The 26,205-nt window shown below is 65.1% G+C and carries 23 protein-coding genes; 14 read left to right on the plus strand and 9 right to left on the minus strand.

Annotated elements, in window-relative coordinates; translation table 11 throughout:
* Nucleotides 1–139 precede the first annotated feature (139 nt).
* Entirely contained in the window at nt 140–1,684 is a 1,545-nt protein-coding gene (locus E3O11_RS11500) for an amino acid permease (protein WP_092449992.1), read from the plus strand.
* A 56-nt stretch (nt 1,685–1,740) separates the two neighbouring features.
* On the opposite strand, the gene E3O11_RS11505 is transcribed toward E3O11_RS11500, so the two are convergent.
* Both E3O11_RS11505 and E3O11_RS11510 read right to left on the minus strand, forming a co-directional pair.
* Entirely contained in the window at nt 1,741–2,616 is an 876-nt protein-coding gene (locus tag E3O11_RS11505) for a fumarylacetoacetate hydrolase family protein (RefSeq protein ID WP_233195227.1), read from the minus strand.
* Nucleotides 2,617–2,669: 53 nt separating this feature from the next.
* Nucleotides 2,670–2,876 (minus strand): hypothetical protein, encoded by a 207-nt coding sequence (locus E3O11_RS11510; RefSeq protein WP_277871278.1) that lies wholly within the window; start codon nt 2,874–2,876, stop codon nt 2,670–2,672.
* Between the two features lie 139 nt (nt 2,877–3,015).
* Between E3O11_RS11510 and E3O11_RS11515 the strand changes: the two genes are divergently transcribed.
* The 3 genes from E3O11_RS11515 (at nt 3,016) to E3O11_RS11525 (ending at nt 6,208) form a co-directional block, all read left to right on the plus strand.
* Nucleotides 3,016–4,407, plus strand: a complete 1,392-nt coding sequence (locus E3O11_RS11515; RefSeq protein WP_092449990.1) for an FAD-binding oxidoreductase — start codon at nt 3,016–3,018, stop codon at nt 4,405–4,407.
* 33 nt (nt 4,408–4,440) lie between these two features.
* The gene (locus tag E3O11_RS11520) at nt 4,441–5,655 is read left to right on the plus strand and encodes a PrsW family intramembrane metalloprotease (protein ID WP_092449988.1); all 1,215 of its coding nucleotides are present in this window, start codon (nt 4,441–4,443) and stop codon (nt 5,653–5,655) included.
* A gap of 181 nt (nt 5,656–5,836) precedes the next feature.
* Nucleotides 5,837–6,208 (plus strand): FKBP-type peptidyl-prolyl cis-trans isomerase, encoded by a 372-nt coding sequence (locus E3O11_RS11525; RefSeq protein ID WP_198414357.1) that lies wholly within the window; start codon nt 5,837–5,839, stop codon nt 6,206–6,208.
* 84 nt (nt 6,209–6,292) lie between these two features.
* Here E3O11_RS11525 and E3O11_RS11530 read toward each other — a convergent pair whose 3' ends face one another.
* Both E3O11_RS11530 and E3O11_RS11535 read right to left on the minus strand, forming a co-directional pair.
* Nucleotides 6,293–6,538, minus strand: coding sequence for a DUF167 domain-containing protein (locus E3O11_RS11530; RefSeq protein ID WP_092449986.1), 246 nt, complete (start codon nt 6,536–6,538; stop codon nt 6,293–6,295).
* A gap of 78 nt (nt 6,539–6,616) precedes the next feature.
* A complete protein-coding gene (locus E3O11_RS11535) occupies nt 6,617–7,060 on the minus strand; it encodes a pyridoxamine 5'-phosphate oxidase family protein (protein ID WP_092449984.1) in 444 nt (147 codons plus the stop codon).
* Nucleotides 7,061–7,342: 282 nt separating this feature from the next.
* On the opposite strand from E3O11_RS11535, the gene E3O11_RS11540 reads away from it, so the two are divergent.
* Nucleotides 7,343–9,007: a BCCT family transporter gene (locus tag E3O11_RS11540; protein WP_092449982.1), complete on the plus strand. Its 1,665-nt coding sequence runs from the start codon at nt 7,343–7,345 to the stop codon at nt 9,005–9,007.
* Between the two features lie 27 nt (nt 9,008–9,034).
* Here the strand turns inward: E3O11_RS11540 and E3O11_RS11545 are convergent, their stop codons facing one another.
* Nucleotides 9,035–9,301, minus strand: coding sequence for a protealysin inhibitor emfourin (locus E3O11_RS11545; RefSeq protein ID WP_134467618.1), 267 nt, complete (start codon nt 9,299–9,301; stop codon nt 9,035–9,037).
* A gap of 9 nt (nt 9,302–9,310) precedes the next feature.
* A complete protein-coding gene (locus E3O11_RS11550) occupies nt 9,311–10,480 on the minus strand; it encodes a M4 family metallopeptidase (RefSeq protein ID WP_233195243.1) in 1,170 nt (389 codons plus the stop codon).
* Nucleotides 10,481–10,662: 182 nt separating this feature from the next.
* On the opposite strand from E3O11_RS11550, the gene E3O11_RS11555 reads away from it, so the two are divergent.
* The 3 genes from E3O11_RS11555 to E3O11_RS11565 are packed head-to-tail and all read left to right on the plus strand — an operon-like array spanning nt 10,663 to nt 15,763.
* Nucleotides 10,663–11,562, plus strand: a complete 900-nt coding sequence (locus E3O11_RS11555; protein ID WP_092449979.1) for an LLM class flavin-dependent oxidoreductase — start codon at nt 10,663–10,665, stop codon at nt 11,560–11,562.
* 50 nt (nt 11,563–11,612) lie between these two features.
* On the plus strand, nt 11,613–12,722 hold the full coding sequence (locus E3O11_RS11560; protein ID WP_092449976.1) for an AI-2E family transporter: 1,110 nt from the start codon (nt 11,613–11,615) through the stop codon (nt 12,720–12,722).
* Between the two features lie 47 nt (nt 12,723–12,769).
* On the plus strand, nt 12,770–15,763 hold the full coding sequence (locus E3O11_RS11565; protein WP_092449974.1) for an aminotransferase: 2,994 nt from the start codon (nt 12,770–12,772) through the stop codon (nt 15,761–15,763).
* On the opposite strand, the gene E3O11_RS11570 is transcribed toward E3O11_RS11565, so the two are convergent.
* Entirely contained in the window at nt 15,741–16,079 is a 339-nt protein-coding gene (locus E3O11_RS11570; RefSeq protein ID WP_307725686.1) for a DUF7882 family protein, read from the minus strand. The two genes, E3O11_RS11565 and E3O11_RS11570, sit on opposite strands and share 23 nt — an antisense overlap.
* Before the next feature lie 203 nt (nt 16,080–16,282).
* On the opposite strand from E3O11_RS11570, the gene rpsO reads away from it, so the two are divergent.
* Together rpsO and E3O11_RS11580 are read left to right on the plus strand one after the other, a co-directional pair.
* Nucleotides 16,283–16,552, plus strand: a complete 270-nt coding sequence (gene rpsO / locus E3O11_RS11575) for a 30S ribosomal protein S15 (RefSeq protein WP_092112143.1) — start codon at nt 16,283–16,285, stop codon at nt 16,550–16,552.
* A gap of 168 nt (nt 16,553–16,720) precedes the next feature.
* Nucleotides 16,721–18,250, plus strand: a complete 1,530-nt coding sequence (locus tag E3O11_RS11580) for an amino acid permease (protein ID WP_092449972.1) — start codon at nt 16,721–16,723, stop codon at nt 18,248–18,250.
* Here E3O11_RS11580 and E3O11_RS11585 read toward each other — a convergent pair.
* Nucleotides 18,247–19,467, minus strand: coding sequence for a hypothetical protein (locus E3O11_RS11585; protein WP_092449970.1), 1,221 nt, complete (start codon nt 19,465–19,467; stop codon nt 18,247–18,249). The genes E3O11_RS11580 and E3O11_RS11585 overlap by 4 nt on opposite strands.
* Before the next feature lie 165 nt (nt 19,468–19,632).
* On the opposite strand from E3O11_RS11585, the gene E3O11_RS11590 reads away from it, so the two are divergent.
* The 4 genes from E3O11_RS11590 to E3O11_RS11605 all read left to right on the plus strand — a co-directional run bounded on the left by E3O11_RS11590 (nt 19,633) and on the right by E3O11_RS11605 (nt 24,609).
* Complete coding sequence (locus tag E3O11_RS11590) at nt 19,633–20,751, plus strand: LLM class flavin-dependent oxidoreductase (RefSeq protein ID WP_092449968.1); 1,119 nt, start codon at nt 19,633–19,635, stop codon at nt 20,749–20,751.
* A gap of 150 nt (nt 20,752–20,901) precedes the next feature.
* Entirely contained in the window at nt 20,902–23,190 is a 2,289-nt protein-coding gene (locus E3O11_RS11595; protein ID WP_092449966.1) for a polyribonucleotide nucleotidyltransferase, read from the plus strand.
* Nucleotides 23,191–23,353: 163 nt separating this feature from the next.
* Nucleotides 23,354–24,199 (plus strand): SGNH/GDSL hydrolase family protein, encoded by an 846-nt coding sequence (locus E3O11_RS11600; protein WP_166787572.1) that lies wholly within the window; start codon nt 23,354–23,356, stop codon nt 24,197–24,199.
* Nucleotides 24,200–24,273: 74 nt separating this feature from the next.
* Complete coding sequence (locus E3O11_RS11605; RefSeq protein ID WP_198414356.1) at nt 24,274–24,609, plus strand: ArsR/SmtB family transcription factor; 336 nt, start codon at nt 24,274–24,276, stop codon at nt 24,607–24,609.
* Between the two features lie 35 nt (nt 24,610–24,644).
* Here the strand turns inward: E3O11_RS11605 and E3O11_RS11610 are convergent, their stop codons facing one another.
* Entirely contained in the window at nt 24,645–26,195 is a 1,551-nt protein-coding gene (locus E3O11_RS11610) for a hydrogenase large subunit (protein ID WP_092450141.1), read from the minus strand.
* Nucleotides 26,196–26,205: the final 10 nt, after the last annotated feature.

Here is a 26,205-nt window from a genome sequence, read left to right on the forward strand (position 1 = left end):
TTCATTTACTCAAAGGTATATACACCGCACCATTCCAGGCCATACCATCGTGCCAATCTCACTGAACTAGTGCTCACCGGCCGAAGGTGTTTTGCGTCTGTTTACCGACCGGGTGCGCAACGAGCGCAAAGGAATACTGATGTCCAAAGACACCTTGAAAGTTTCGGGCGTTAAATACACCACCGCGAAGGTCGGATACTTCGAGAAACGCAAGCTCAAACGCACTGCTGGCATTTGGGGCCTGTGGGGATTGGCGGTGGCCGCCGTTATCTCCGGCGACTTCTCCGGCTGGAACTTCGGCATCGGATTTGCCGGTTTCGGCGGGATGCTCATCGCCTTCCTGCTTCTCATCGTCATGTATTACGGCATGATTTTCAGCATCGGCGAGATGGCGGCAGCCATGCCGCACACCGGCGGTGCCTACTCCTTCGCCAGAGCGGCGATGGGGCCCTGGGGCGGATTCGTCACGGGACTCGCAGAAACAATCGAGTACGTCGCGACCACCGCCGTCATCGTCTACTTCTCGGCCTCCTACGCCGACTTCATCGCCACGGAACTGCTCGGCGTCTCACTGCCGCCCTGGCTCTGGTGGATGCTGCTCTACGCCGCGTTCATCGCACTGAACGCTGCCGGGGCTGCGATTTCGTTCAAATTCGCCATCGTGGTCGCGATCATTTCGATCGCCATCCTGCTGGTGTTCTCGGCGATGGCAGCCCTCTCCGGCCTGTTCAGCTGGGACAACCTGTTCAATATCGTGCCGGATGCCGGCCAGAGCGCGTTCCTGCCGCACGGCATCATCCCCATCCTGTTCGCCCTGCCCTATGCCATGTGGTTCTTCCTCGGCATCGAGGAACTGCCGTTGGCCGCCGAAGAATCGCACAATCCGGTGCGGGATATTCCCCGGGCCGGATTCATCGCTCGCTCGACCCTGATCGTGACCGGGTTGCTCGTGCTGTTCCTGAACACGGGAGTGGTTGGTGCGTCGGAAATTGCCGGTTCGGGCGAGCCGTTGCTCGACGGGTTCCGGGCGATCGTCGGTGACGGCGTGGCGGCCGTGCTGGCACTGTTCGCGCTGATCGGGCTGCTGGCCTCGCTGCAGGGGATCATGTTCGCCTACGGACGCAATATGTATTCGCTCTCCCGAGCGGGCTACTATCCGAAGTTCCTCTCGCTCACCGGAAAACGCCAAACCCCGGCCATCGCCCTGCTGGTCGGTGCGATCATCGGCTTCGTGGCACTCGTGCTGGTCGACGCGCTGGGCGGCTCCGGCGGCGTCGCGGGGGCCATCGTGCTGAACATCGCTGTCTGGGGCGCCGTGATCGCCTACGTGCTGCAGATGGTGTCGTTCGTTCTGTTGCGCAAGAAGTTCCCCAATGCGCGCCGACCGTACCTCAGTCCGTGGGGTGTCCCCGGAGCGGTCATCGCCGGCATCCTCTCACTGGCCATCTTCTTCGGGTTCTTCATCAATGAACCGGCTCGGCCCGCGATCGTGGCCATCGCCGTGGTCTACGTCGTCATGCTCGCGGCCTTTGCGCTGTGGGGGCGCAAGCGCCTCGTGCTCTCACCCGAGGAGGAATACGCGGTGTCCGGCGGGTTGCACCGCGACCCGCAGCAGGAAGGCTACGGCGGCACCGTCGAAGACGACCTCCTCGCCAGCGACGGTCGTGACGCGCCACGCCCCTGACCGGTCGGTGTACCGAGCGGCGGCATCCGCTTTCTCGAGCGGATGCCTGCTGGCGGCTAAATCTCGCGGCAGTGCGTCGTGAGCATGCCGATTTTGTCGATCGAAATGGTCACCGTCGAGCCGTCGCGCAGAAAGATGGGAGGCTTGCGGCTGTACCCGGCGCCGCCCGGGCTCCCGGTGGAGATGAGCGTGCCCGGCAGCAGGGTCGACGTCTTCGACAGGTAGGAAATGATCTCGGCGACGGTGCGCACCATGTCGCCGCTCGAGGCATCCTGCAGGATGCGCCCGTCGACGTGGGTGGTCAGCCACAGGTCCTGCGGGTCACCGATCTCGTCGGCGGTGACGACGAGCGGGCCGGTCGGGGTGAAGCCGTCGAAGGACTTGCAGCGCGACCACTGCGCTTCGGAGAATTGCAGGTCGCGCGCGGTGATGTCGTTCACGACGGTGTAACCGAAGACGTAGTCGAGGGCGTTGGCGACCGTCACGTTGCGGGCCGGACGGCCGATGATCACGCCGAGTTCCGCCTCGTAGTCGACCTGTTCGGTCAGGTCGCGCGGCCAGGTGATGGTCGAGCCGTGTCCGGTGAGCGAGTTGGGCCAGAGCGAAAACACGGTCGCGGCGGTTTCGAGGCGCAGGCTGAGCTCGGAGGAGTGCGCGGCGTAGTTGGCGCCGATGGCGATAATCTGCGGCGGGCGCAGCACGGCGGAGGAGTGCCGCAGCTCGTCGACCTGGGTTAGTACCGCCCCACCTGAAACAGCGTCCAGGCTGATCGCCCGCACGTGTTCGTAGCCGGCATCGCCGCGTTCCAGCAGGTCTTGCAGGTCGCGCGGCGCGTCGTTCATGACGTCGTCGAGGAACAGAGCCGCGTCGTCAAAGACCACAGCCAATCGGGGAACGGAATGGCCGTCAACTCTGAGATGCGCAAATTTCACTCTTCTAGGCTAGCGGCCCGGGCGTCGGCCCGCCCTGTGGGGTGCGCCAACCCTCATTCGATCCGCTTGGAGGAAACGGGGGATATGGGAGGTATTGCCCCGGCCGCCCGCCAGAGATGCATTCCCGCGTAGCTGCGCCACGGCGCCCAATCCGCGCCGCGGGCCGCGAGCGCGCGCGGTTCGATTGGTAGGCCGAGCAGGCCGGCACCCTGCCGCAGGGCCAGGTCGCTGGTCAGCAGATTGTCCGGGCTGCAGAGCACCCGCAGCGCTCGGCGAAGACCCGGTCGGCCATTGGCGGGTCGGCGGCGGTAGCTGAGCGGTTCACCCCCTCAGCCCGCCACGCCAGCACGAGCATCGGTAGCGAAAATCAGACATCGTGCCGCTCACTAGGCTGAACGGATGAACGCACTGACGCGCCTCCAGACCGAGCTTGGCGACATCGTCAGCATCGACCCGCTTGACCTTGCGGCCAGCCGCACCGACAAGTCCGGCTGGGTCGCCGACGGCACACCGCTGGCCATCGTGCGCGCGACCGAGGTGGACCAGGTGCAGGCGGTGCTGCGCATCGCAACCGAGTTTCGGGTGCCGGTGGTGACCCGCGGGGCCGGCACCGGCCTGTCCGGGGGAGCCTGCGGCACCGACGGCTCGATCGTGCTGAGCGTGGCAGGCCTGAACCGCATCCTCGAAATCAATGCCGACGACGAACTCGCCATCGTTGAAGCGGGTGTGATCAACCAGCACCTCAATGACGTGCTGGCCGAAAAGCAGCTCTGGTTCACGCCCGATCCGGCGAGCAAGGCCATTTCCACGGTCGGCGGCAACATTGCCACGAACGCCGGCGGGCTGCTCTGCGCCAAATACGGCGTCACCCGGGAGGCCGTGCTCGGCCTCGTGGTCGTGCTCGCCGACGGCAGCCTGCTGCGCACCGGCCACCGCACCATTAAGGGCGTCACCGGCTACGACCTCACCGCACTTCTGACCGGATCGGAGGGAACCCTCGGCGTCATCGTCGAGGCAACGGTGCGGGTGCGCGCGCTGACCGCTGGCACGGTCGCCACCATCGGCGCGGTCTTTGAGACCGTCACCGCGGCGGCCGCAGCGAGCGCTGCCGTCACGGCCGCTCGCATCCGTCCCGCCGTGATGGAACTGATCGACCCGATCGCCCTCGCCCACGTCGCGACCTACCTGGGCCCGGAGGGGTCGGCCGGGTTGCCGCTGGGCCGCGGCGCATTTCTACTCGTGCAGACCGACGGGCCGGCTGCGCTCGCCGAGGCCGAGCACGCCCTCATCGTGTTGCGCGCAGCCGGCGGCGAGGCCACCCTCTCAACGGATGCCGCTTCCGGCGAACGCCTGCTGGCCATGCGCCGCGCCATGCACCCGGCCCTCAAGCAGCTGGGCCAGGTTCTCATTGAAGACGTGTCGGTGCCGCGCTCGCGCATGGCCGAGATGTTCGCCGCGATCGCCGATATCAGTACCCGCACGGGGATTCCCATCCCAACGGTCGCCCACGCCGGCGACGGAAACCTGCACCCCAACTTCGTGATCGAGCGGCAACCCGGTGCGGCAGCGGATGCGCCGGTGCCCGACGAGATCTGGGCGGCGGCCGACGAAATGTTCCGGGCAGCGCTCGCGTTGGGCGGCACCCTCACCGGCGAACACGGTGTCGGCGTACTCAAGCGCCGGTGGTTGCGCGATGAGATCGGCGACCGCAGCCTAAACCTGCAGCGTCAGCTCAAGGCGGTGTTCGATCCGCTGGGTATACTCAACGCCGGCACCATGTTCGCCGCCTGAGCGCCGGCGGGGTCGTCCCGGTATTCTCAAGTAATGAGTCTCGACCAGCCGCCTGGCCAGCCGTCCCCCGAACACCTTCCCGTGCAGGCGAGCCCGGCCCCGGTTCAACCGGTCTGGAACCGGGCGGTGCGACCCTCGCGTGCCGGCGCGATCGTGCTCGGCGTTGTCGGAATCGTGCTCGCCGGGCTGGCCCTGCTGGCCGTCATTTTGTATCTGACCACGTTCCTCGGCACCGGGGCGCTGCTGCTCGGACTGCTCCTGGCGTTGCTGCCGCTCGCGGTCGTGCTGCTGGCGGTACGCTGGATTGACCGCTGGAACCCGGAGCCGCGCCCGGCCCTCATCTTCGCCTTACTCTGGGGCGCTGGCATCTCCATCGCCAGCGCGCTCGTCTTCGACCTCGGGGTGCGGATCACGATTGCGGCGAGCTCGGGGGCACTCGCCGGGAGCGATTTCGCATCCGCTGTTATTCAGGCGCCCCTGGTCGAGGAAATCGCCAAGGGGTTCGGCGTTCTGGTCTTGTTCTGGGCGGTGCGTCGGCATTTTGACGGTCCGCTCGACGGCGTCGTGTATGCCGCCACCATCGCCGCTGGCTTTGCCTTCTCCGAGAATATTCAGTACTTTGGCCTGGCCATGGCCGACGGCGGCGCGCAGCACCTGGGGGTCACGTTCTTGTTGCGCGGAGTCTTTTCGCCGTTCGCGCACGTCACCTTCACCATCTGCACCGGACTGGCCTTGGGCCTGGCCGCCCGGCGCGGCGCCTCGAAGAGTGGGGCGTTCGGATTCTTTCTGCTCGGCCTCCTGCCCGCAATCGGCCTGCACGCGCTCTGGAACGGTGCCACCTTTGTGCTGGCCGGTGACGCATCCGTTCTGATCTACTACGTCGTCGTGCAGGTGCCGCTGTTCATCGTCGCTATTCTCATCGTGGTATTTTTCCGCCGCCAGGAGGCGCGCATCACCCTGCGACGGCTGCACGAATATTCGCAGGCCGGCTGGTTTACCGCGGACGAGGTTTCCATGCTCGGCACCGGGGCCGGCCGACGTCAGGCTATGGCCTGGGGCGCGCGTCAACCGCGCTCGCGCCAGCTCGCCATGCGCCATTTCATAGCGGATGCGACCCGCCTCGCCTTTGTTCGAGACCGCCTCGTTCGCGGCCAGGGCGCCCCCGCGTTATACGCCCGCGAGGCACTCCTGCTCAGTTTGCTCATAAACCACCGGGCCGAGGTACTGGGGCAGCAGCCTCCGGGCTGAAAACGAATAGTCCGCACCAACAGAAACTCGCCGCTTCGGTGGTGTGGCAATGCCGACGACTCTACCGATGCGACGAGTTGGTGTATGACTAGAGTGCACCTGCGGCGCCGTGGACGCAAGCATTATTTTTTTTGGATCTCGCCGGTGTGCAATCGGGCACAAAATCCGGTTGGATGGGTGCATGACTGATATGAATTCCAAGCCCGAAATCGACTTTCCAGAGGGCGCTGCGCCCGAGCAACTTGAGGTCACCGATATCGTCGTCGGAGACGGCGCCGAGGCGGCTGCCGGCGCGACCGTCGACGTGCATTACCTCGGTGTTGAGTTTGAGTCCGGCGACGAGTTTGACTCGTCCTGGAACCGAGGCCAGTCGATCAACTTTCCGTTGCGCTCGCTCATCGCGGGCTGGCAGGAAGGCATCCCCGGCATGAAGGTTGGCGGGCGTCGCAAGCTCGTTGTGCCCCCGCATCTCGCCTACGGCCCGGCTGGCTCCGGCCACCGTCTCTCCGGCCAGACTCTGATCTTCGTGATTGACCTGCTCGGCGTCAGCTAAAGCGCCACTCGAATCGAAACTAAACGAAACGGGATGCGGCTGCGGCAGTCGCATCCCGTTTCGTCTGCCGGGTGGGCGCTACGACTATGACCGGTCGATGCGCAAATGCTTGATCTTGGAGGTGTGACCGCGAATGATGCTCACATCACGCTTGGCCACCTTGAAATGCTTGGCCAGCAGAGCGACCAGGGCGTCATTGGCCGCGCCCTCTACCGCGCGCTGCTGCAGAAAGACGGTGACGGAGGCGTGTTCCGGAGTGCTTTCGGCATCGTCGACCACGAGGGGGCCTTTGCGGCTGCCCGGCTTCACGTGCACGGTCAGGTTGAGCATGGCGGGCACGGGACTCCTGTTTGCCCTGGTTGGATGACAACGGGCTCACCTCAACGGTAGCGCGCCCGGTCACCGGCTCTACATCAGCGCCGTTGTGGGTTCCGGGCCGAGGGTGAACCGTCGCCCGGTGATCGTTGTTGGCATGATTTCGACGAAGGTCGGCTTGACCGTGGGAATCAGAGGCCGAAGCGGCAGGGCGGCGGCCGCGTCAATCTCGTGCTGGGAGTCGAGCGCCCGTGCCGTTCCGTGCACGACGACGCTCCACGCTTCGTCGCGACCCACGCCATCCGTTTCGAAGGCCACCGTGTGGTTCACGGTCAGTTCTACGAGTTTGGTGCCGGCTGCCGTGCGAAACAGCAGCCGACGATCGGCCGCGACGAAATTCACCGGAAAGATGTCGGCAACGCCGCCGACGGCGACCGCGAGGCGGCCCAGACTCGCCGAGAGCAGGGCATTCCAGCATTCCTCTTCCGTGAGAGTGTGCACGGGATTGTGGGTGGCGTCGACATCGTCGTAGGTCATGGTCCATAATCACACGATCCGGGACCCCGATCGAGGGGTGCATCGGCAAAAGTCGGCCTGTTCCTAAGAAAATCTCTTGCCCCACTTTGCGGCACGCTTTACCGGTAAGCTGGAAATTTGCCCAGCGGGGCACATGCCTGGCGGCTCAGCAACGGTTTCTTTCGTTCGCCACAATCTATTCTTTGAGAAAGTTTCACAGTGAGTGCGCTACCCGAAGTACCGGCGAAAACGCCGAAAATCAGTCCCCCCCGACCCCGGCGATTTGTTATTCCGGCACCTCGAGTGTTTTATCCGGCCCTCGGCATCATTTTGGCCGTCGTGATCGTCGCCATCGCCTTCCCGGTACGCACCGGCAGCGTGCTCGCCCTGCTGCAGGGTTGGGTCGTCGCCGGTCTCGGACCGTACTACATGGTCATCGTGGCCGCCTTCGTGGTATTCGCCATCTGGATGGGCGCGAGCCGCTTCGGCGACATCAAACTTGGCCAGGACGACGACAAGCCGGAATTCGGCATCATGAGCTGGTTCGCGATGCTGTTCGCCGCCGGCATGGGCATCGGCCTCGTCTTCTGGGGAGCGGCCGAGCCGCTCACCTTCTTCACCAACCCCAAACCCGGCGTGACCGGAGACTCGCAGGAGCTCGCCGCCGCCGCCATGTCGCAGACCTTCCTGCACTGGGGCTTTCACGCTTGGGCAATCTACGCCGTCGTCGGACTCGCGCTGGCCTACTCCATCCACCGCAAGGGCCGTCCGGTATCCATCCGCTGGGCTTTGGAGCCGCTCCTCGGTGACCGGGTCAAGGGCCGCCTCGGTGACGCCATCGACGTCATTGCCATCGTCGGAACCCTGTTCGGCGTGGCGACCTCACTCGGTCTCGGGGTCAAGCAGATTGCGGCCGGCCTGAGCTACCTCGGCGTCGTGGGTGAAGTCAACAACACCCTCCTTGTCGTGCTCATCATCGTGATCACCGCCATCGCCACCGTTTCCGTGGTGAGCGGAGTCGGCAAGGGCATCAAATGGCTCTCCAACATTAACCTCGGCGTGGCCGGGCTGCTGCTGATCGCTGTACTCGCCCTCGGCCCCACGCTCTACCTGTTCCGTCTACTCGTCGAGTCCATCGGTGGGTATTTTCAAAACGTCGTCGGCCTCACCTTCGACGCCGGTTCTTTCACCGGCCAGGCGGGAATCGACTGGCAGGGCGCCTGGACAATCTTCTACTGGGGCTGGTGGATCTCCTGGGCGCCGTTCGTCGGTGTTTTCATCGCACGCATTTCGCGCGGCCGTACCGTGCGTGAGTTCATCGCCGGCGTGCTGCTCGTGCCTACCCTGGTCACCTTCGTCTGGTTCGCCGTTATGGGCGGCAGCGCCATCAAACTGGCCTGGGAAGGCGACGGCGGCGGTCTCTTCGACCCCGCGGTCGGAATCATCTCCGAGAACGTGCTGTTCAACTTCCTCGGCCAGCTGCCGCTCGGCGGCATCCTCTCGGTTATCGCGGTCATCGTGGTGGCGATCTTCTTCATCACCTCGGCCGACTCTGGCTCGCTCGTGATCGACATGCTCGCCTCCGGTGGCGACACCAACCCGCCCAAGTGGAGCCGCATCATGTGGGCGAGCCTCGGCGGAATCGTCGCGATCGCCTTGCTGCTGGCCGGCGGACTCGCTGCCCTGCAAACCGGAGCGATTCTGACCGCGATACCGGTCAGCATCGTCATGATCGGTATGTGTATTGCCACCTACAAGGCGTTCCGCATCGAGCACGAGGTTCTGGTCAGCGCTGAACGTCGTCAGCGTCGGGAGGAGATGGCGCGCCGCATCGGCAAGACCGTGACCGCGCACCTCGAGGAGAACTTCGACGACCACTTCGGCGTTCAGGTCGACGGCCACATCGAGGCCGCGCTGACCGATGATCCAGCCCGTCGCCCCCGCTGGGGCCGTCGATCGAAAGAATAACCAGCACCACCGCCGGTTCAGGGCCGCCTACATTCCGTTGGCGGCCTTGACGCGGTTGACCAGGTCGCGCCACGGACCGTTGACCTCGGGCTCGGCGAGCACCACCTCGTGCGGGGCGCATCGAATGCGATAGGCGAACCGGTCTGCAGTTGCCACGCTGTCGGTAACGTCGTCCCAGGGCAGCGAATCGAGAAAATCCGCCCAGGTTGCGGGGTCGGGTTGCTCTTCAACTCTGACTTCCCAGGTGAGGCGGATCCCGGCCATCCCGCCGCTGCGCGAGACAATGACTTTCATACCGAAAGGTTACCCCGATGGTTGCCCCGCGGTCGGCCCGCGTGGCGGCTCCGGCAGCATCGGTGCCAGCGGGTCGACGAGAGGTGCCGAATACGCTGGCGGCAGGGAGATACCAGGGGCGCTCGGAGTGCCGGTCGTGTTGGGCAGCGGCGAGGGAACGGCGGCCACTACCCCGACCGTCGCCCAGGCCCGCAAGACCGCGTCGTGGGCGGTCGAACCGTTTCCATAGAGGTGGGCCGCGGTATCCGCCGTCGCCGCCGCGAAGGCAGCAAAATCGCTCTGCGGGCGAAGCATCGGTCCGGTGAGCGTGTCATACCAAATGCGGCCCGGCATTTCCCAGGCGTTGCCGCCGATGGCCTCGGCGACGAGATAGAAGGCGCGGTTGGGAATGCCCGAGTTGAGGTGCACCCCGCCGTTGTCGTCGTCCGTCTCGATGTAACCGGCCATGCTGTCCGGCTGCGGATCCTTGCCAAGCACATCATCGTTGTAGGCCGTGCCGGGCGCTTTCATCGAGCGCAGGGCGATGCCCTCAACCTGTTCGGTGAATAGGCCCTCGCCGATCAGCCAGCTGGCCGCGCTGGTCGGCTGTCCCCGCAGATTTTGCTCGACGAGCGCGCCGAACACATCGGAAATGGACTCGTTGAGCGCGCCGGACTGACCCTCGTACTCCAGGTTCGCCGTGAATTGGGTGACGCCGTGCGTGAGCTCGTGACCGATCACACTCGGCGAAATGGTGAACCGGTTGAAAACCTGGCCATCTCCGTCGCCGAACACCATGCGTTCACCGTCCCAGAAGGCGTTGTCGTATTTCTGGCCATAGTGCACCGTGGCATCCATCGGCATACCACCGTTATCGATGCTGTCGCGTCCGAACTGATTCCAGTACATCGCCTGGGTGGCTCCGAGGCTGTCATACGACTCGGTCACGGCAGGGTCGGTTCCGGCCGGCTGACCCTCCGTGCGCACCCGGCGACCGGGTAGGCGTTCGAGGCCACCGGCATCCGAAATGGTGCGATCGGATTCCCCCGGTGTGCGGGTGGGCAGGCTGCGCGCACTCGGGTGGGCGCGTGGATGCGTGCCATCGCGCAATTGCCGAATCCGCGAGTCCCGCAGTAGCGAGTCCCTGGCGGCAGCCGCGGCCCGTGCGAATTTGGGAACGTCTAGTTGTGCCAATCGCATCAGCAGGTACGGCGGCACGATCGTGCAGTATGGGTGGATCTGCGGCGTGTAGATCTGCGGCGTGTAGATCTGCGGAGTGTGGATTTGCGGAGTGTGAATCTGCGGAGTGTCCATGTGCAGAGTCTGGCACCGGGCACCGACATCGCAACAGGTCGAAGCGCCCCGCTGAATAGACTCGCCTCATGCGCTTTGGAATCGTCATTCTCCCGCAAGACCCGTGGCCGCGTGCGCGCGAGAAGTGGCTCGGTGCCGAGCAGTACGGCTTCGACCACGCCTGGACCTACGACCACCTGTCCTGGCGGTCGCTCGTCGACGAACCCTGGAATGCGACCATTCCCACCCTGACCGCCGCAGCGGCCGTGACCGAACGCATCGTTCTGGGCACCTTTGTCTCCTCACCGAATTTTCGGCATCCGGTGCCGTTTGCCAAGGACATAGCCACCGTCGACGACGTGTCGAACGCACGGTTTCTGCTCGGGGTCGGGTCGGGCGGCACCGGGTTCGACGCCACCGTTCTGGGCCAGCCCAAGTACACGCCCCGGCAGCGGCACGAACGGTTCGCCGAATTCGTCGCCGACCTCGACCTCTTGCTACGCGGCGAGGAGGCGGGTTCCACCGCGGGAATCAGTTTCGCTGGTGACTGGTACTCGGCTGTCAATGCGCGCATGGTGCTGCCCAAGTCGACCGCCCCGGTGCGCCAACGCGTGCCGTTCGTCATCGCCGCCAACGGCCCCAAAGGCCTGGGACTGGTCAGTCTGTTCGGGCAGGGCTGGGTGACGACCGGCCAGGATGGAGCCTCGGGGGAGGACTGGTGGGAGGGCGTTCGCGGCCTCACTCACCGGCTGGACGACGTGGCGACCGCTGAAGGCCGAGACCCGGCCGCCATCGACCGCTACCTCTCACTCGACAGCGGCGGAACATATTCCCTGCAGAGCATGAATGCGTTCGAGGATGCCGTCGGCCGCGCTGCCGACCTCGGTTTCACCGACGTCATCAGCCATTGGCCGCGCGCCAGTGGAATCTACGCCGGCGACGAAGCCGTACTCGAAGCGGTGGCGGGCACCTTCACCGAAATCAAATGAAGTAGCCGGTCGATCGGGGTTTCTGCCCGATGCCTGTCTAGGCTGGGTGCATGCGCGCACACGACGACCCCACGCCCCTGGTTCCTCGCACTCCGCTGAATGACCGCCTCGGCTGGCTCGGCCTGCGCAGCGGGCAGATTCTCCTCGTCATCGTGCTCGCGTCCGCCGTCATCTACGGACTCGTGCAGCTCAAGCTCGTCGTCATCCCGGTCTTGATCGCCATCATCCTTGCCTCGGCTCTGAGTCCGGTGATCAATGGACTGCGCAAGCGCGGCGTCGCCGCTATTCTGGCCACCTGGATCACCCTGCTCGGCGGCATCGCCGTGTTCGGCGGCATCATCACGCTCATCGTGTTCGCTGTGCGCGACCAGTGGAACGAACTGTTCTCCTCGGCCTCCGAGGGCATCGACAAGCTCCAACAGTTCCTCATCGACGGACCGATCCAGGTCGACGAGCAGCAGATTACCGACGCCCGCAATAGTGTCGTCGATTTTCTCACCAGCAGTCAGTTCGGCTCGGGGGCGCTGGCCGGGGCATCCGCTGTTTTTGAACTGATCACCGGGTCCGTGCTGCTCGTGGTCATTCTGTTCTTCTTCCTTAAGGACGGCGGCCAGATCTGGAACTTCTTCCTGAGTCCGTTCAAGGGCGAGCGCCTGGCCCGTGGCCGACGCATCGGTCACACCTCCCTGCGCGTGCTGGGCGGGTACGTACGTGGCACCGCGATCGTCGCCGCCGTCGACGCCACCGCGATCGGCATCGGCCTGGCCATTTTGCAGGTTCCGCTCGCCCTGCCGCTCGCGGTCATCGTGTTCCTCGGAGCGTTTATTCCGCTGATCGGAGCGACCGCGGCCGGAGTGCTCGCCGCGCTGGTGGCCCTGGTCGCGAGTGGCCCGGTCGTGGCGCTCATCGTGCTCATTATCGTGGTCGCCGTCAACCAGCTCGAGGGAAACTTTCTGCAGCCGGTCGTCATGGCGCAGTCACTCAAGCTGCATCCGCTCGTCATCCTGGTCGGCCTGACCGCCGGAACCATTCTCGGCGGCATTGTCGGTGCCGTGCTCTCGGTGCCGATCGCTGCCGTCGCCTGGGCCATCGCCAAGGCCTGGAACACCCCGGATGCCCCACGCGCCATTTTGCCGAAGCGGCTCGTGCGCAAGCGCTAAACCCATCCTGCTCGTGCCACCGCTGCCACCCGCATGACTGGAGAACCATGACCGAGCAGAGCCACTTCCACCTGCCGCGCCCGCGCCTAACGCTCGACCAGGCGGCCGATCTCGCCCGCGAGCGGTTCAACGTCATCGGCGTAGTCACCGAGCTGGGCAGCAACCAGGACCGCAACTTTCGCATTTACACGGATGCCGCCACGGTCGTACTCAAGGTCTCCAACCCGGCCACCGCGGCCGTCGAGCTTGAGGCGCAGAACGCTGCCCTGGCGCACCTCGGCGATCTGGGCCTGGACCTGCCCGCTGCCGTCAGGGCGATCGACGGCAACGAGATCCAGCGCATCACGATCGACGGGCAGACCCTCGACCTGCGCCTGCTGACCTACGTCGACGGGCATCCGCTGACCGATTCGGTGCGGCTCACGGCAGGGCAGGTGCGCTCGCTCGGCGATGTGGCCGGCCGGATCGTGCGTGGCCTGTCCAACTTCGAGCATGCGGGAACCGACCGCTTTCTGCAGTGGGACCTCCGGCGTGGGGGCGAGGTCATCGACGCACTCCTCGGCCAGGTCAATGACGACGCGCGCCGCGAACATCTGCGCACCGTGACCGACGCCGCCCGAATGCAGCTCGCCCCGCTCAAGGGTGACCTGCGCGTGCAGACGATCCACGGCGACCTGACCGACGACAACGTAGTGAGCCGGGACGGCGACAGCATCTCCGGCGTCATCGACTTCGGCGACGTCGCCCAGGGCTGGCTCGTTGCCGAGCTCGCCGCGACCTGCGCCTGTGTGTTGTATCGCAGCCCGCGGCATCCGCTGGCCATTCTCGACACCATCGATGCCTTCGCCAGGCAGGTGCCGCTCTCCGACGCCGAACTCACCGCTCTCTGGCCCCTCATCGTGCTGCGCACGGCGGTGCTCGTGGTGAGCGGCGAAGCGCAGGTGCAGCTCGACGGTGACAACGACTATGCCGACGCCAACCGCGCCCGCGAGTGGCTCGCCTTCGCCACGGCCGCCGACCTTGATGGTGCAGAGGTCGAAGCCCTCATCCGGTTCATGTTGGCGGGCACCGACGCCCCCATCATGACAACCGACTACCCCCTGGCTGGGCCGCTCGATCCAGCGGCCATCATCGACCTGTCCGTGACGAGCGCCGGTTACGACGCCGGAGTCTGGCTGGAACCGGACATTGATGCGCGCATTACAGCGGATGCCGCAGCCCAGCTCGGCCACGCCGTCACCCGCTACGGCGAATACCGGCTCTCCCAAACGCGCATCAACACGGCCGAGGAATCCGTCACCCTGGCCCTCGGCGTCGAGGTGATCCTGCCGGCCGGCAGCCACATCACCGCGCCGATCGTGGGGACGGTTGTGGTCGTCGATTCCGACACGGTGCGGTTCGAGGCCGCCCACTTTGACCTGTGGCTGACCGGCATCGACGCCGCGGCGATCGACGGCCAAACCGTCGAAGCCGGAACGACTCTCGGTACCGCTCTCGGTACCGCTTTCGGTACCGCTCTCGGTGCGGCTCAGGCCAGTTCGGCCGGTGCACGCCACGCCGCCCGAGTGGCCCGCGTGACCCTGCAGACCAGCCGGCTTCGCGGCATCCGCCCGCCGTTCTTCGCCGCACCGTCACACGCGGCGCTCTGGCAGCGGGTCTGCCCCGACCCGTCAGCGCTGCTCGGGCTGGAAACCGCCCGTTCACTGGCCGATGCCGGCGCCCTGCTGCAGCGCCGGGACCAGTCCTTTGCGCGCGTGCAGGAACACTATTACCAAGCCCCGCCGCAGATCGAACGTGGCTGGCAGCATCACCTCATCGATACTCACGGCCAGGCCTACGTCGACATGGTGAACAATGTCACGACAGTCGGCCACGGGCACCCGCGCATTGCCGAGGCCGCGCGCAGCCAATGGTCGCTGCTGAATACCAACTCCCGCTTTCACTACGAGGAGCTTGTGCGCTTCACCGAGCGCCTCGCCGCACTCGCCCCCGACCCGCTCGACACCGTCTTTCTGGTCAATAGCGGCACCGAGGCCGTCGACCTCGCCCTGCGCCTCGCCCTCAGCTACACCGGCCAGGACACCGTGCTCGCGGTGCGCGAGGCCTATCACGGCTGGTCGCTGGCAGCGGATGCCGTCTCCTCCTCGGTCGCCGACAACCCCCGGGCGCTCGACACCCGGCCCGACTGGGTGCACCTGGTCGAAGCGCCGAACGCCGTGCGCGGCAAATATCAGGGCATGCAGTCTGCCCCGCAGTACCTCGACGACCTCGACGGCGATCTGCGGGACCTGGCCGACGCCGGGCGCACGGTAGCCGCGTTCATCGCCGAACCCGTATTCGGCAATGCCGGCGGCGTGTTATTGCCCGACGGCTACCTGGCCGGCGTCTACGAGCGGATGCGCGCCCGCGGCGCACTCTGCATCGCTGACGAGGTGCAGGTGAGCTACGCCCGGCTCGGCAAGCACTTCTGGGGTACCGAGCAACAAGGAGTGGTTCCCGATATCATCACCATCGCCAAGGCGATGGGCAACGGGCATCCGCTCGGCGCGGTCATCACCCGCCGCGACATTGCGGAGCGCTTCAGCGAGGAGGGACCGTTCTTTTCGTCGGCTGGCGGCAGCCCGCTGAGCTGCCGCATCGGCCTGACCGTGCTCGACATCATGCGTGACGAAGGCCTGCAACAAAATGCTGAGGTCGTCGGCCGGCATCTCAAACAGGGCCTGGAACGGCTCGGCGAACGCTTCGATCTGATCGGTGCGGTGTACGGAATGGGGCTCTACCTCGGCGTCGAGCTGGTCAGCGACCGCGCCGCCTTCACTCCGGCGACGGGCGCGGCCGCGCGGCTCTGCGACGAGCTACTGCTGCGCGGCTGCATCGTGCAGCCCACCGGCGACTTCAAAAACGTGCTCAAGATCAAGCCGCCGCTCTGTCTCAGTATCGCCAGCGCCGACCATTTTCTGGACGCGCTGGCCGACGCGCTGGGTGCCATCGCCCCCAGAGCAGCGCAGTCCCCGACGCTTAGCGCCGCGTCTTCGCGCTGATGCTCGGCGACGGTGTCGGCTCGGCGATGAACGCCAGGCCGCCGGCACTGTTGGCCGAGAGCATGAGGGCTTCGATCCAGTCCCGGTTGATCGACGGGGTGCGACTGCCAAAATATCGGTAGTAGAGCGTGCTCGTCGGGTCGAGCCAGATCGCGCTGCGACCACTTCCCTCGTCGGCCGAATCGGACCAGGTGAAAATGAAACTCTCCCGGCGCCGCAGCTTGGTGCTGATCACGATCTGCAGGTGCATGAGGGCACGATCGTCGAAGGTGATTACGATACCCGGATTGCCATAGAGCAACGTACCCATGTTCATGCACCTCCTCGATTGTTCCCCCACTGTAGCGCTATGAGCGGGCGGGAATAGACCGGGCGCATGGCACCAAAACGGGAGGGTGTGCCGGGTTTACCCGGGTGCTCTGCTAGGGTATCAAGGTTGCCGTTCAACGGCCGCGGATAAAGAGAGCTCAGGCATCCTGCCAAGGGCACCGCGCAGTGAGAGAAAGGGGATCCCACTTTATGGCACTCGAACCAGATGCTAAGAAGGCGATCATCGAAAAGTACGCTACCCACCCAGGCGACACCGGGTCCCCGGAAGTTCAGATTGCAATGCTCACGCAGCGCATTCTTGACCTCACCGAGCACCTGAAAGAGCACAAGCACGACCACCACTCACGTCGTGGCCTGCTTCTTATGGTTGGTCAGCGTCGCCGTCTGCTCGGTTACCTGTCGGACATCGACATCACTCGGTACCGCACACTGATCGGCAGCCTCGGCCTGCGTCGCTAATTTCGCGCTGTTTAATTGCACGAAGCGAATGCAGCGTTGACAACGCGAACTTCTTCACAACGGGTCGTCACCTTTTAGGTGGCGGCCCGTTGTGTGTGCCGCCGCCGAGCGGGGGTAGAACAGCGGCTTGCTAACATAGGTGGTTGGCAATAACGAACGGAAATCGGCATGAGTCTTAGGCGCACCAAGAGTATTGAAGATTCGATAGCAGACTCGCTGGAAAAGGGCCACAGCCTCAAACGCACACTCGGCACCTGGGACCTCATGATCATGGGCGTAGCGGTCGCCGTCGGAGCTGGAATCTTCTCGGTCGGCGCCAAGGCAGCCGGCAGCTTCGCCGGACCGTCGGTTACCCTGGCCTTCCTGCTCGCCGCCTTCACCTGCGCCCTCGCGATCATGTGTTACGCCGAGTTCGCCTCGGCCGTGCCCGTCGCCGGGTCCGCCTACACCTTCACCTACGCGACCCTCGGCGAGCTGCTCGCCTGGATTATCGGCTGGGACCTCATTCTCGAGATGCTCACGGCTGCCGCCGTCATCGCCAAGTACTGGGGCATCTACCTCAGCACCGTGTTCGATCTGGCCGGCTGGAACATTCCAGCGACGATCACCGTGATCGGCCTCGACGTCAGCTGGGGAGCTTTCGTCATCGTCGCCATCTTCACCGCCTTGCTCGTGCTCGGCACCCAACTCTCCGCCCGCGTCGCCAGCGTCTTCACGATCATCAAGGTCGCCATCGTGGTCTTCGTCATCATCGTCGGCGCGTTTTTCATCAACACCGCGAACTACACGCCGTTCATTCCGGCCGAAGTTGCCAGGGCCGGCGGCGAGGGCGACGTCTGGATGCAGTCCCTGTTCTCCTTCATGACTGGGGCGGCCCCGGCGCAGTACGGCCTGTTCGGCCTGCTGGCCGGTGCATCCCTGGTGTTCTTCGCGTTCATCGGCTTCGATGTGGTCGCTACGAGCGCCGAAGAGGTCAAGAACCCGCAGAAGACCCTGCCGCGCGGCATCTTCGCTGGCCTGGCGATCGTCACGGTGCTCTACCTCGGCGTCAGTCTCGTCCTCACCGGCATGGTTCCGTACACTGTACTGGCCGACGACCCGAACGCCTCCCTCGCGACCGCATTCGTCGCGGTCGGCGCCGGCTGGGCCGCTCAGGTGATCTCGATTGGAATCCTGGTCGGCCTCACCACCGTGATCATGGTGCTGCTGCTCGGCCTGTCCCGCGTGCTGTTCGCCATGAGCCGCGACGGCCTGCTGCCGCGCTGGCTCAGCGTCACGAGCGAAAAACGCCGCACGCCGGCGCGCATTCAGATCATCTCCGGTACCGCCGTCGCTCTCATCGCCGGGCTCACCGACGTGGGGGTGCTCGAAGAGATGATCAACATCGGAACACTGTCGGCCTTCGTGCTGGTGAGTATCGCCGTCGTCGTACTCCGCAAGAAGCGTCCCGACCTGCCGCGCGCGTTCAAGGTGCCGTTCTCGCCGGTGTTGCCGATCCTGTCGGCCGTGCTCTGCGTCTGGCTGATGCTCAACCTGACCACCCTCACCTGGGCACGGTTCGGGGTGTGGCTGGCCGTCGGGTTCCTCGTCTACTTCGCTTACGGTCGCCGCCACTCTGTGCTCGGCATCAAGCAGCGTGCGGCTGCTGCCGAAGCGGCCAGGGTCGAAGCTGGCGCCGCGACCAAGCCCGTCGACTAGCCGGCGAACTCGCCGTTCGTGTTCATCTCTTCCTGAATCATGAGGGCGAGCTGGCGCAGGAGGACAGCATCGAACCCCGAGTCCGCGCGCGGTTTCGGATCGAACACGCCGAGGGCGCCGATGCGCTCGCCCGAGGCCGCTTCGATGGGGAATCCGGCATAGAAACGCATGTGGGGCGCGCCGGTGACGAAGGCTTTGCGCCGCAGGCGTTGATCGGCGAGCGTGTCGGGCACGATGACTGCACCGCGTGCGCGCACAACTATCGCCGACATCGAATCGCTCCAAGCCGGGCTCGGCAAGGCTGGGCCGGTACTCGACCGAATCTGCAGGCGATTGCTGTCCCGAATAGCGAAGAGAGCGGATGTCGTGCCGAAAGACTGCTGCGCCAGCGCCACAATATGATCCAACCGGGTGTCACAGCCGCGTCTGAGGCGGCGCCGGTCACCGCCACGGATGGGCGCCGTGCTGGGCGTTGCATCGGTGGATCCGAGCGGCACCGGATAGCGGCTGCGCTGCACGACGTCCAGACGCCCCGCCATCTTCTTGGCCAGAAATTCGCCCCAGTGGCGATAATCGGTGGAATCCGACAGACCAGCGGAGGCTAGAAACTCGACGTCCGCCACGGGGACGAAAACGGAGCGACGCATCGACAGGCAGACCCGTTCGGTGATCGCGTCGAGCGATCGGGCGTGCCGGTCGGCGATTGTTCCGCCGAGGCTGTTGAAGATCGGAATGGCACGAATGGGTTGGATACCCTGAACGTAAATGTACGCGCTGTCATTCGTGTGTCGCTCGATAAAATTCAGGAGTCGAGTGAGGTTGGCCTGCCAGGTTCGCTCGGCCGTGAGGTGTAGGGCGTCACCGACGCCCAGAACGACGGCGATCGCATCGAGGCGTCGAAGGTCAGCTCCGCGCAGTTGTACCTGCGCGGAGGCCAGCAGCCCGATCGAGCTGGCAATGAGGGCGACGTCAGCTCCGCGCTGCGTGCGCCCCGAAAGCGCCCGAGCGAGCGAACCGGGCAACGCGATATCGTGGCTGCTGACGCCCCAGCCGGCGGCCGGCCCGCTGCCGAGCACGAGAATGCGATCGCTGTCGATGCCGGGGGAGTGGGCCACCGGGGTGTCGCTGGGCTGCGGAATGGTGACGCTGCCCTGCATGCTGATCGCGGCCCAGGCACGCATCATTCCGGCTGCCGCCACCCGCGCGAGTCCCTGCATCGGCGCATCCTCATTTCAGTCACTAATACTTTGTCTGACACTGGAACGTGTGCCACCCATTCTCATGGCACCAGTTCGGGGCGGTTTACTGCCGGGAATGCGGTCAACCCGGCCGCAGTTACTGGTAATATCAATGCAAACGCATTGATTTTTCTGGAGGTTTACATGCAGTTCGGAATCTTCACCGTCGGCGATCGCACCGTTGACCCCACGACCGGGCGGGAACCGTCCGAGCACGAGCGCATCTCGGCAATGGTCACGATCGCACAGAAGGTCGAAGAAGTCGGCCTCGACGTATTCGCCACCGGTGAGCACCACAATCCGCCCTTCGTGCCGTCGTCCCCGACCACCATGCTCGGCTACATCGCAGCAAAGACGAGCCGCATCATCCTCTCGACAGCGACCACCCTGATCACGACCAACGATCCGGTGAAGATCGCCGAGGACTACGCGATGCTGCAGCACCTGTCCGAGGGTCGGGTCGATCTCGTGCTCGGTCGCGGCAATACCGGCCCGGTGTACCCGTGGTTCGGCCAGGACATCCGTCAGGGCATCCCGCTGGCCCTGGAGAACTATGCGCTGCTGCGTAAACTCTGGCGTGAAGACGTGGTGAATTGGCAAGGCCAGTTCCGCACCCCGCTGCAGGATTTTCAATCAACGCCACGCCCGCTCGCTGGTGTGCCGCCCTTCGTCTGGCACGGCAGTATCCGCAGCCCGGAGATCGCCGAGCAGGCCGCCTTCTACGGTGACGGCTTCTTCGCCAACCACATTTTCTGGCCGGCCAGTCACACCCAGAAAATGGTCGGTTACTACCGCGAGCGGTTTGAGTACTACGGACACGGATCCGCCGAGCAGGCCATCGTCGGTCTCGGCGGCCAGGTCTTCATGCGCAAGAATTCCCAGGACGCCGTGAAGGAATTCCGCCCCTACTTCGACAACGCACCCGTCTACGGACACGGCCCGTCGCTGGAAGACTTTACCGAGCAAACCCCGCTCACCGTCGGCAGCCCGCAGCAGATCATCGACCGCACCCTCGGTTTCCGCGACTACGTCGGTAACTATCAACGCCAGCTTTTCCTCATGGATCACGCCGGTCTGCCGCTGAAAACCGTGCTAGAGCAACTCGACCTTCTGGGCGAAGAGGTCGTGCCGGTGCTGCGCCGCGAGTTTGCCAAAAATCGACCGGCCACCGTGCCTTCCGGGCCCACCCACGCCTCATTGTCGGCCGCCGCAGCGGCTGTGCCCATCGGAACGACGGATGCTGCCACGCCGGTTGCCGGCTAGGCCGTCGGCCTGATGGGCGCTTTCTAACAGTTCTGTTAGAATTGGCGGGGTTGATTGTGAGATCAACCCGTCCAACTCGCCTGTCATACGGGCACGCGAGCCTTCGTCGCCAGCATGGCGAGAAGCAAACTTAAAGGAGAAAACCCCCACATGGAGGGTCCAGAAATCACGTTCGCTGAAACCGTTATCGATAACGGCAAGTACGGCAAGCGCACCATCCGTTTTGAAACCGGGCGTCTCGCCCAGCAGGCGCAGGGTTCTGCCGCCGCCTACATTGACGACGAGACGATGCTGCTCTCCGCCACGAGCGTCAGCAAGCAGCCGAAGGACAACTTCGACTTTTTCCCGCTCACCATCGACGTCGAAGAGCGCATGTATGCAGCTGGCCGCATCCCGGGCAGCTTCTTCCGCCGCGAAGGTCGTCCCTCGACCGACGCCATCCTCACCTGCCGTCTGATCGACCGGCCGCTGCGCCCGTCGTTCGTCGATGGTCTCCGCAACGAGATCCAGGTTGTCATCACCGTTCTGGCCATCGAGCCCGACGAACTGTACGACGTGCTCGCGATCAATGCGGCCTCCATGTCGACGCAGCTCGCCGGTCTGCCGTTCTCCGGGCCGATCGGTGGCGTTCGCGTCGCCCTCGTCCCGGACGAGAACGGTGGCGGCCAGTGGGTTGCCTTCCCGAAGCACTCGCAGCTTGATGACGCCGTGTTCAGCATGGTCGTCGCCGGCCGTGTTGTCACGGACGCCAACGGTGTGCAGGACGTCGCGATCATGATGATCGAGGCCGAAGCGACCGACGCAGCCTGGAACCTGATCAAGGGCGGCGCCATCGCGCCGAACGAAGCCGTCGTTGCCCAGGGCATCGAGGCTTCCAAGCCCTTCATTAAGCAGCTCGTCTTCGCGCAGCAGCAGGTAGCGGATGCCGCCGCCAAGCCGACCGCCGACTTCGCGCTCTTCCCGCCGTACCAGCCGGCCACCTACGACGCGGTCGCCGCGCTGGCCTACGACCAGCTCAAGACGGTCTACACGATCGCCGACAAGGTCGAGCGTCAGAACGCTGACGACGCGCTCAAGGCATCCGTCAAGACCGCCATCGCGGCCAAGGTTGAAGCCGGCGAGCTCGACGCGAGCGCCAACAACCAGGTTAACGCGGCGTACAAGTCGGTCACCAAGCTTGTCGTTCGCTCACGCGTGCTCAACGAGGGCATCCGTATCGACGGTCGTGGGCTTGCGGACATCCGTCCGCTCGATGCCGAGGTTGCGGTCATCCCGCGCGTGCACGGTTCGGCCATCTTCCAGCGCGGTGAAACCCAGATCCTGGGCGTGACCACGCTGAACATGCTGAAGCTCGAGCAGTCGATCGACTCGCTGAACCCGGTCACCAAAAAGCGTTATATGCACAACTACAACTTCCCGCCCTACTCGACCGGGGAAACCGGCCGGGTCGGAACGCCGAAGCGTCGCGAGATCGGCCACGGAGCGCTCGCTGAGCGTGCTCTGGTCCCCGTGCTGCCCACGCGTGAGGAGTTCCCGTACGCTATCCGTCAGGTCTCCGAGGCGCTCAGCTCCAACGGTTCCACCTCGATGGGTTCCGTCTGCGCTTCGACCCTGTCGCTGCTGAACGCCGGAGTGCCGCTGCGCGCCCCGGTCGCCGGTATCGCCATGGGCCTGATCAGCGACACCGTTGATGGTCAGACCCGTTACGCGGCGCTGACCGACATCCTCGGTGCCGAAGATGCCCTCGGCGACATGGACTTCAAGGTTGCCGGTACGAGCGAGTTCATCACCGCGATCCAGCTCGACACCAAGCTCGACGGCATCCCCGCCTCAGTTTTGGCCGGCGCGCTGACGCAGGCGAAGGATGCCCGCGCCACGATCCTCTCCGTGTTGAACGCGGCGATCGACGCTCCCGACGAGATGGCGCCCACCGCGCCGCGCGTCATCAGCGTGCAGATCCCGGTCGACAAGATCGGCGAGCTGATCGGCCCGAAGGGCAAGACGATCAACTCGATCCAGGACACCACCGGTGCCGACATCTCGATCGAGGAAGATGGCACCGTGTACATCGGAGCCGTCGACGGGCCGTCAGCCGAAGCCGCTCGCGCCCAGGTCAACGCCATCGCGAACCCGACCAACCCCGAGGTTGGCGAGCAGTTCCTCGGAACCGTCGTCAAGATCGCCGCGTTCGGTGCCTTCGTTTCGCTGCTCCCGGGCAAGGATGGTCTGCTGCACATCTCCGAGGTGCGTAAACTTGCCGGTGGCAAGCGCGTCGAGAACGTCGAAGACGTGCTCGGCGTCGGCCAGAAGGTTCTCGTGGAAATCACGAAGATCGATGACCGTGGCAAGCTCTCGCTCGCTCCGGTGCTCGATGAGGCTGCTGACACCGAAGGTCGCGCTGCGGCTTCCGACAGCGCAGACGCTTCGACCGAGGCGTAAGACTAAACCGTGCCCCAATAGATCTCCCGATCACCTCTCGCCAGGTCGGTCGGGTAGACGGAAGGCCCGCACTGCTTGCAGTGCGGGCCTTTTCGCGTTCCTGACGCGAAAGACGGCCCGCGCACGCCTTGTTGAGGCCCAGCACCGGGTCTACGTTCGTGGCATGACAAATCAACGATTGACTTCACGGTTTTTGCCTCGCCTCGGCGCTGTCGCCCTGGTCACTGTTGCCCTGCTGGCCGGCGCGGTGAGCGCCCCGGCGCTTGCGCAGACCTCTCCGTCCGTCAAAGCCTCCGCAACCAGCTACGTCGCTCTCGGCGACTCGTTCACCTCGGGTCAGGGTGCCCCGCCCTACGTGCTGGACGGCACCGCGTGCCTGCGTTCCAAGCGTGCCAGCTACCCGATCTTCGCGGACCTGGTCAGTCCGTTCAATCTCGTGTCGAACAAAGCCTGTTCCGGAGCCAGCACAGTGGATGTTCCCGCTCAGCTTCTCGGGGTCAGCCAGAGTACCGCTCTGGTCACGCTGACCGTCGGCGGCATCGATGCCGGCTCCACCATCGTTTTGGCGGCGTGTGCGCCCGACCCGACCAGTCCGGTCTGCCTCGGTGCCATCCAAAACAGTGTGGCTCAGCTGAACGTTCTCGCCCCCAAGCTCGTGGGCACCTACGGTCTCGTGGCGGCGACGTTGCCGCAGGCGAAGATCGCGGTGCTCAGTTATCCACGCCAGTTCAAGCCGGGATACTCCCCGCTGGGTGACGTGCTCAATGGTGCCACCGACGTGCTGAACACTGTTATCGCGGGATCCGTCGCGGCGATGGCGACGCCACGCATCCACTTTGTCGATACCGCGCAGGAATTCGCCGCACACGGCATCGGGTCGCGTGTTCCATACTTTGCATTTGATGCGCTGATCCCGTTCGCGCCGGCCAACTTTCACCCGAACGCGCTTGGCAACAGCCTCGGTTACACTCGTGCCCTCGTGAATGACGGGGTGCTGCACCTCCGCTAAGGGCGATTCAGCGTTACGTATTCAGCGGCAGCCATCTAATTGAAAGAATCATTAGGTAACGATATACTGAACCTGTGTTGTCTTCTGGTTTGCCCGCCGCCCAATTGAAGTCCGACCTGTTCAAGGCGCTCGGGCATCCGTTGCGGGTGCAGGTTTTGGAACAGCTCGTCGCCGGTGAACGCTCGGTGGGATCACTCGCCGAGGCACTCGGCTGCGAGCTGTCCAACCTGTCGCAGCAGCTCGGTGTGCTGCGACGGGCGGGGGTCGTGGTGACCCGGCGCGAGGGCAACTCCATCTTCTATGCCCTGCGCGACCAGGGCGCGGTGGAGCTGCTGGCCGCGGCCAAGCGCATGGTGCTGGCCAGCCTCACCGACTCGCACGCACTGCTACGCCACCTCGAGCAGGAGTAACACCCGCTCGCCGCGGCCAGCCCGCCGGACGCGGCCTACAGGTCGTTGCCGGCGTAGGAGAGGTTGAAGCTCTTATTGGTGAGCGGAAAGTCGGGAACGATCGTTTCCGACAGGGCCTGCGGCACGGCGGGCCAGTTCAGGAACGACGGGTCGACGATCTTGACCCGGGCGAGCGTGCCGTCGGCGGCGAGCTCGACTCGGTGGGTTGCCGTACCCCGCCAGGCCTCGACGAGGGCCAGCCCGGTTCCGGCCGCGGTCGGGTTGACGCTGTACGCGGTCCCCGTGTGCCCCTGCAGTCGTTTCAGCAAGTCGAGCACGATGGCCGTCGACACCTCGACCTCCCGAGCGCGCACGGTGTAGCGAGCGAGCACGTCGCCGCCGTCCTCGGTCACGATGTGAAAGACCTCGCCGAGATTGACGAACGGATGCTCAAGGCGAGCGTCGGTCTCGATTCCGGAGGCGCGGGCGACGTAGCCGAGCGTGCCAAGCGTGGTCGCATGGGCCCGGGACAGGCGGGCCGTGCCGGTGAAGCGGCCGCGCACGATGGCGTGGCCGAGCGTGATCTCGGCCAGTTCGGCCATGGCGGCGGCAATGCGCGCCAGATCGTCGGCGTTCGGCAGGGCGGTGACCCTGGTGCCACCGATGCTGAGAGCGCCGCGGAGCAGGCGGTGCCCGGTGACCGATTTGTTGATGCGCATGAGCTGCTCACGCAGGCCCTGAGCGTGCGCGTCGATGATGCCGAAGCCGACATCGTTGGCGAGTGAGCCCAGGTCGGTGATGTGGTTGTACAGCCGCTCCAGTTCCAGGAGCAAGGCCCGCAACAGCCGGTCGGGTTCGGAGACCGGGGTGCCGGTGGCCTGCTCGACGGCCATGACGAAGGCGAGGGAGTGGCCGACGGCCGTGTCCCCGCTGATTTGCTCGGCGAGCAGCACGCCCTCAGCCGCGTTCTTGCCCTCGAAGACCTTCTCGACGCCGCGGTGCAGGTACCACTGGCGCGCTTCCATGCGCACGATCGTCTCGCCGACGACCGAGAACCGAAAGTGTCCGGGCTCGATGATCCCGGCGTGAATCGGTCCGACGGCGATCTCATAAACCCCGGGACCTTCGACCGGGACGAATGGGAAGGATTCCACGTCGGGCTCGAACTCGGGTACGACAGAGTTGGCCTTGAGCATCGGATACCAGCCGCGCGGCCAGTGGCCGTGGCGCACCAACCGGTGGGGCTGCGGGTGATCCCGCGGCTCTACACCGTACAAATCGCGAATCTCCCGCTCGAAGTTCCCGGCCGAAAACGACAGTTCGGCGAGGCTGGGAATCCAGGCGTCCGTGCGTGGCACGCTCACTGACAGATCAGCGCGCAGGGACGGGTCCGCTCCGACAAAGGAATACACGATGCGAAACTGGTCGCTGTCTTCGTGGCACGCGATCAGGGCCAGACGACTGCCGGCATCCAACAGGGCACCGGCTGTTGTCGCCAGCCTCGAACGGTCGAGGTGGCGCAGCTCGGCACCGTCGCCGGCGGCCAGACCGCGTTCGGTGGAGCGGCCGGAGGCCAACTCATCGGCGGCGTGGTCTTCAGGCGTCATGTCATTGGCT

Source organism: Cryobacterium levicorallinum, from assembly GCF_004402405.1.
Classification (GTDB): domain Bacteria; phylum Actinomycetota; class Actinomycetes; order Actinomycetales; family Microbacteriaceae; genus Cryobacterium; species Cryobacterium levicorallinum.

What these genes read in the sequence shown, in the direction of transcription:
- E3O11_RS11525 (WP_198414357.1), top strand. Translation starts at nt 5,837, where the DNA reads ATGACTGATATGAATTCCAAGCCCGAAATCGACTTTCCAGAGGGCGCT.
- E3O11_RS11560 (WP_092449976.1), top strand. Translation starts at nt 11,613, where the DNA reads ATGCGCGCACACGACGACCCCACGCCCCTGGTTCCTCGCACTCCGCTG.
- E3O11_RS11570 (WP_307725686.1), bottom strand. Translation starts at nt 16,079, where the DNA reads ATGAACATGGGTACGTTGCTCTATGGCAATCCGGGTATCGTAATCACC.
- E3O11_RS11585 (WP_092449970.1), bottom strand. Translation starts at nt 19,467, where the DNA reads ATGCAGGGACTCGCGCGGGTGGCGGCAGCCGGAATGATGCGTGCCTGG.
- E3O11_RS11500 (WP_092449992.1), top strand. Translation starts at nt 140, where the DNA reads ATGTCCAAAGACACCTTGAAAGTTTCGGGCGTTAAATACACCACCGCG.
- rpsO (WP_092112143.1), top strand. Translation starts at nt 16,283, where the DNA reads ATGGCACTCGAACCAGATGCTAAGAAGGCGATCATCGAAAAGTACGCT.
- E3O11_RS11530 (WP_092449986.1), bottom strand. Translation starts at nt 6,538, where the DNA reads ATGCTCAACCTGACCGTGCACGTGAAGCCGGGCAGCCGCAAAGGCCCC.
- E3O11_RS11545 (WP_134467618.1), bottom strand. Translation starts at nt 9,301, where the DNA reads ATGAAAGTCATTGTCTCGCGCAGCGGCGGGATGGCCGGGATCCGCCTC.
- E3O11_RS11565 (WP_092449974.1), top strand. Translation starts at nt 12,770, where the DNA reads ATGACCGAGCAGAGCCACTTCCACCTGCCGCGCCCGCGCCTAACGCTC.
- E3O11_RS11580 (WP_092449972.1), top strand. Translation starts at nt 16,721, where the DNA reads ATGAGTCTTAGGCGCACCAAGAGTATTGAAGATTCGATAGCAGACTCG.
- E3O11_RS11515 (WP_092449990.1), top strand. Translation starts at nt 3,016, where the DNA reads ATGAACGCACTGACGCGCCTCCAGACCGAGCTTGGCGACATCGTCAGC.
- E3O11_RS11590 (WP_092449968.1), top strand. Translation starts at nt 19,633, where the DNA reads ATGCAGTTCGGAATCTTCACCGTCGGCGATCGCACCGTTGACCCCACG.
- E3O11_RS11520 (WP_092449988.1), top strand. Translation starts at nt 4,441, where the DNA reads ATGAGTCTCGACCAGCCGCCTGGCCAGCCGTCCCCCGAACACCTTCCC.
- E3O11_RS11550 (WP_233195243.1), bottom strand. Translation starts at nt 10,480, where the DNA reads ATGCGATTGGCACAACTAGACGTTCCCAAATTCGCACGGGCCGCGGCT.
- E3O11_RS11535 (WP_092449984.1), bottom strand. Translation starts at nt 7,060, where the DNA reads ATGACCTACGACGATGTCGACGCCACCCACAATCCCGTGCACACTCTC.
- E3O11_RS11595 (WP_092449966.1), top strand. Translation starts at nt 20,902, where the DNA reads ATGGAGGGTCCAGAAATCACGTTCGCTGAAACCGTTATCGATAACGGC.
- E3O11_RS11600 (WP_166787572.1), top strand. Translation starts at nt 23,354, where the DNA reads ATGACAAATCAACGATTGACTTCACGGTTTTTGCCTCGCCTCGGCGCT.
- E3O11_RS11555 (WP_092449979.1), top strand. Translation starts at nt 10,663, where the DNA reads ATGCGCTTTGGAATCGTCATTCTCCCGCAAGACCCGTGGCCGCGTGCG.
- E3O11_RS11610 (WP_092450141.1), bottom strand. Translation starts at nt 26,195, where the DNA reads ATGACGCCTGAAGACCACGCCGCCGATGAGTTGGCCTCCGGCCGCTCC.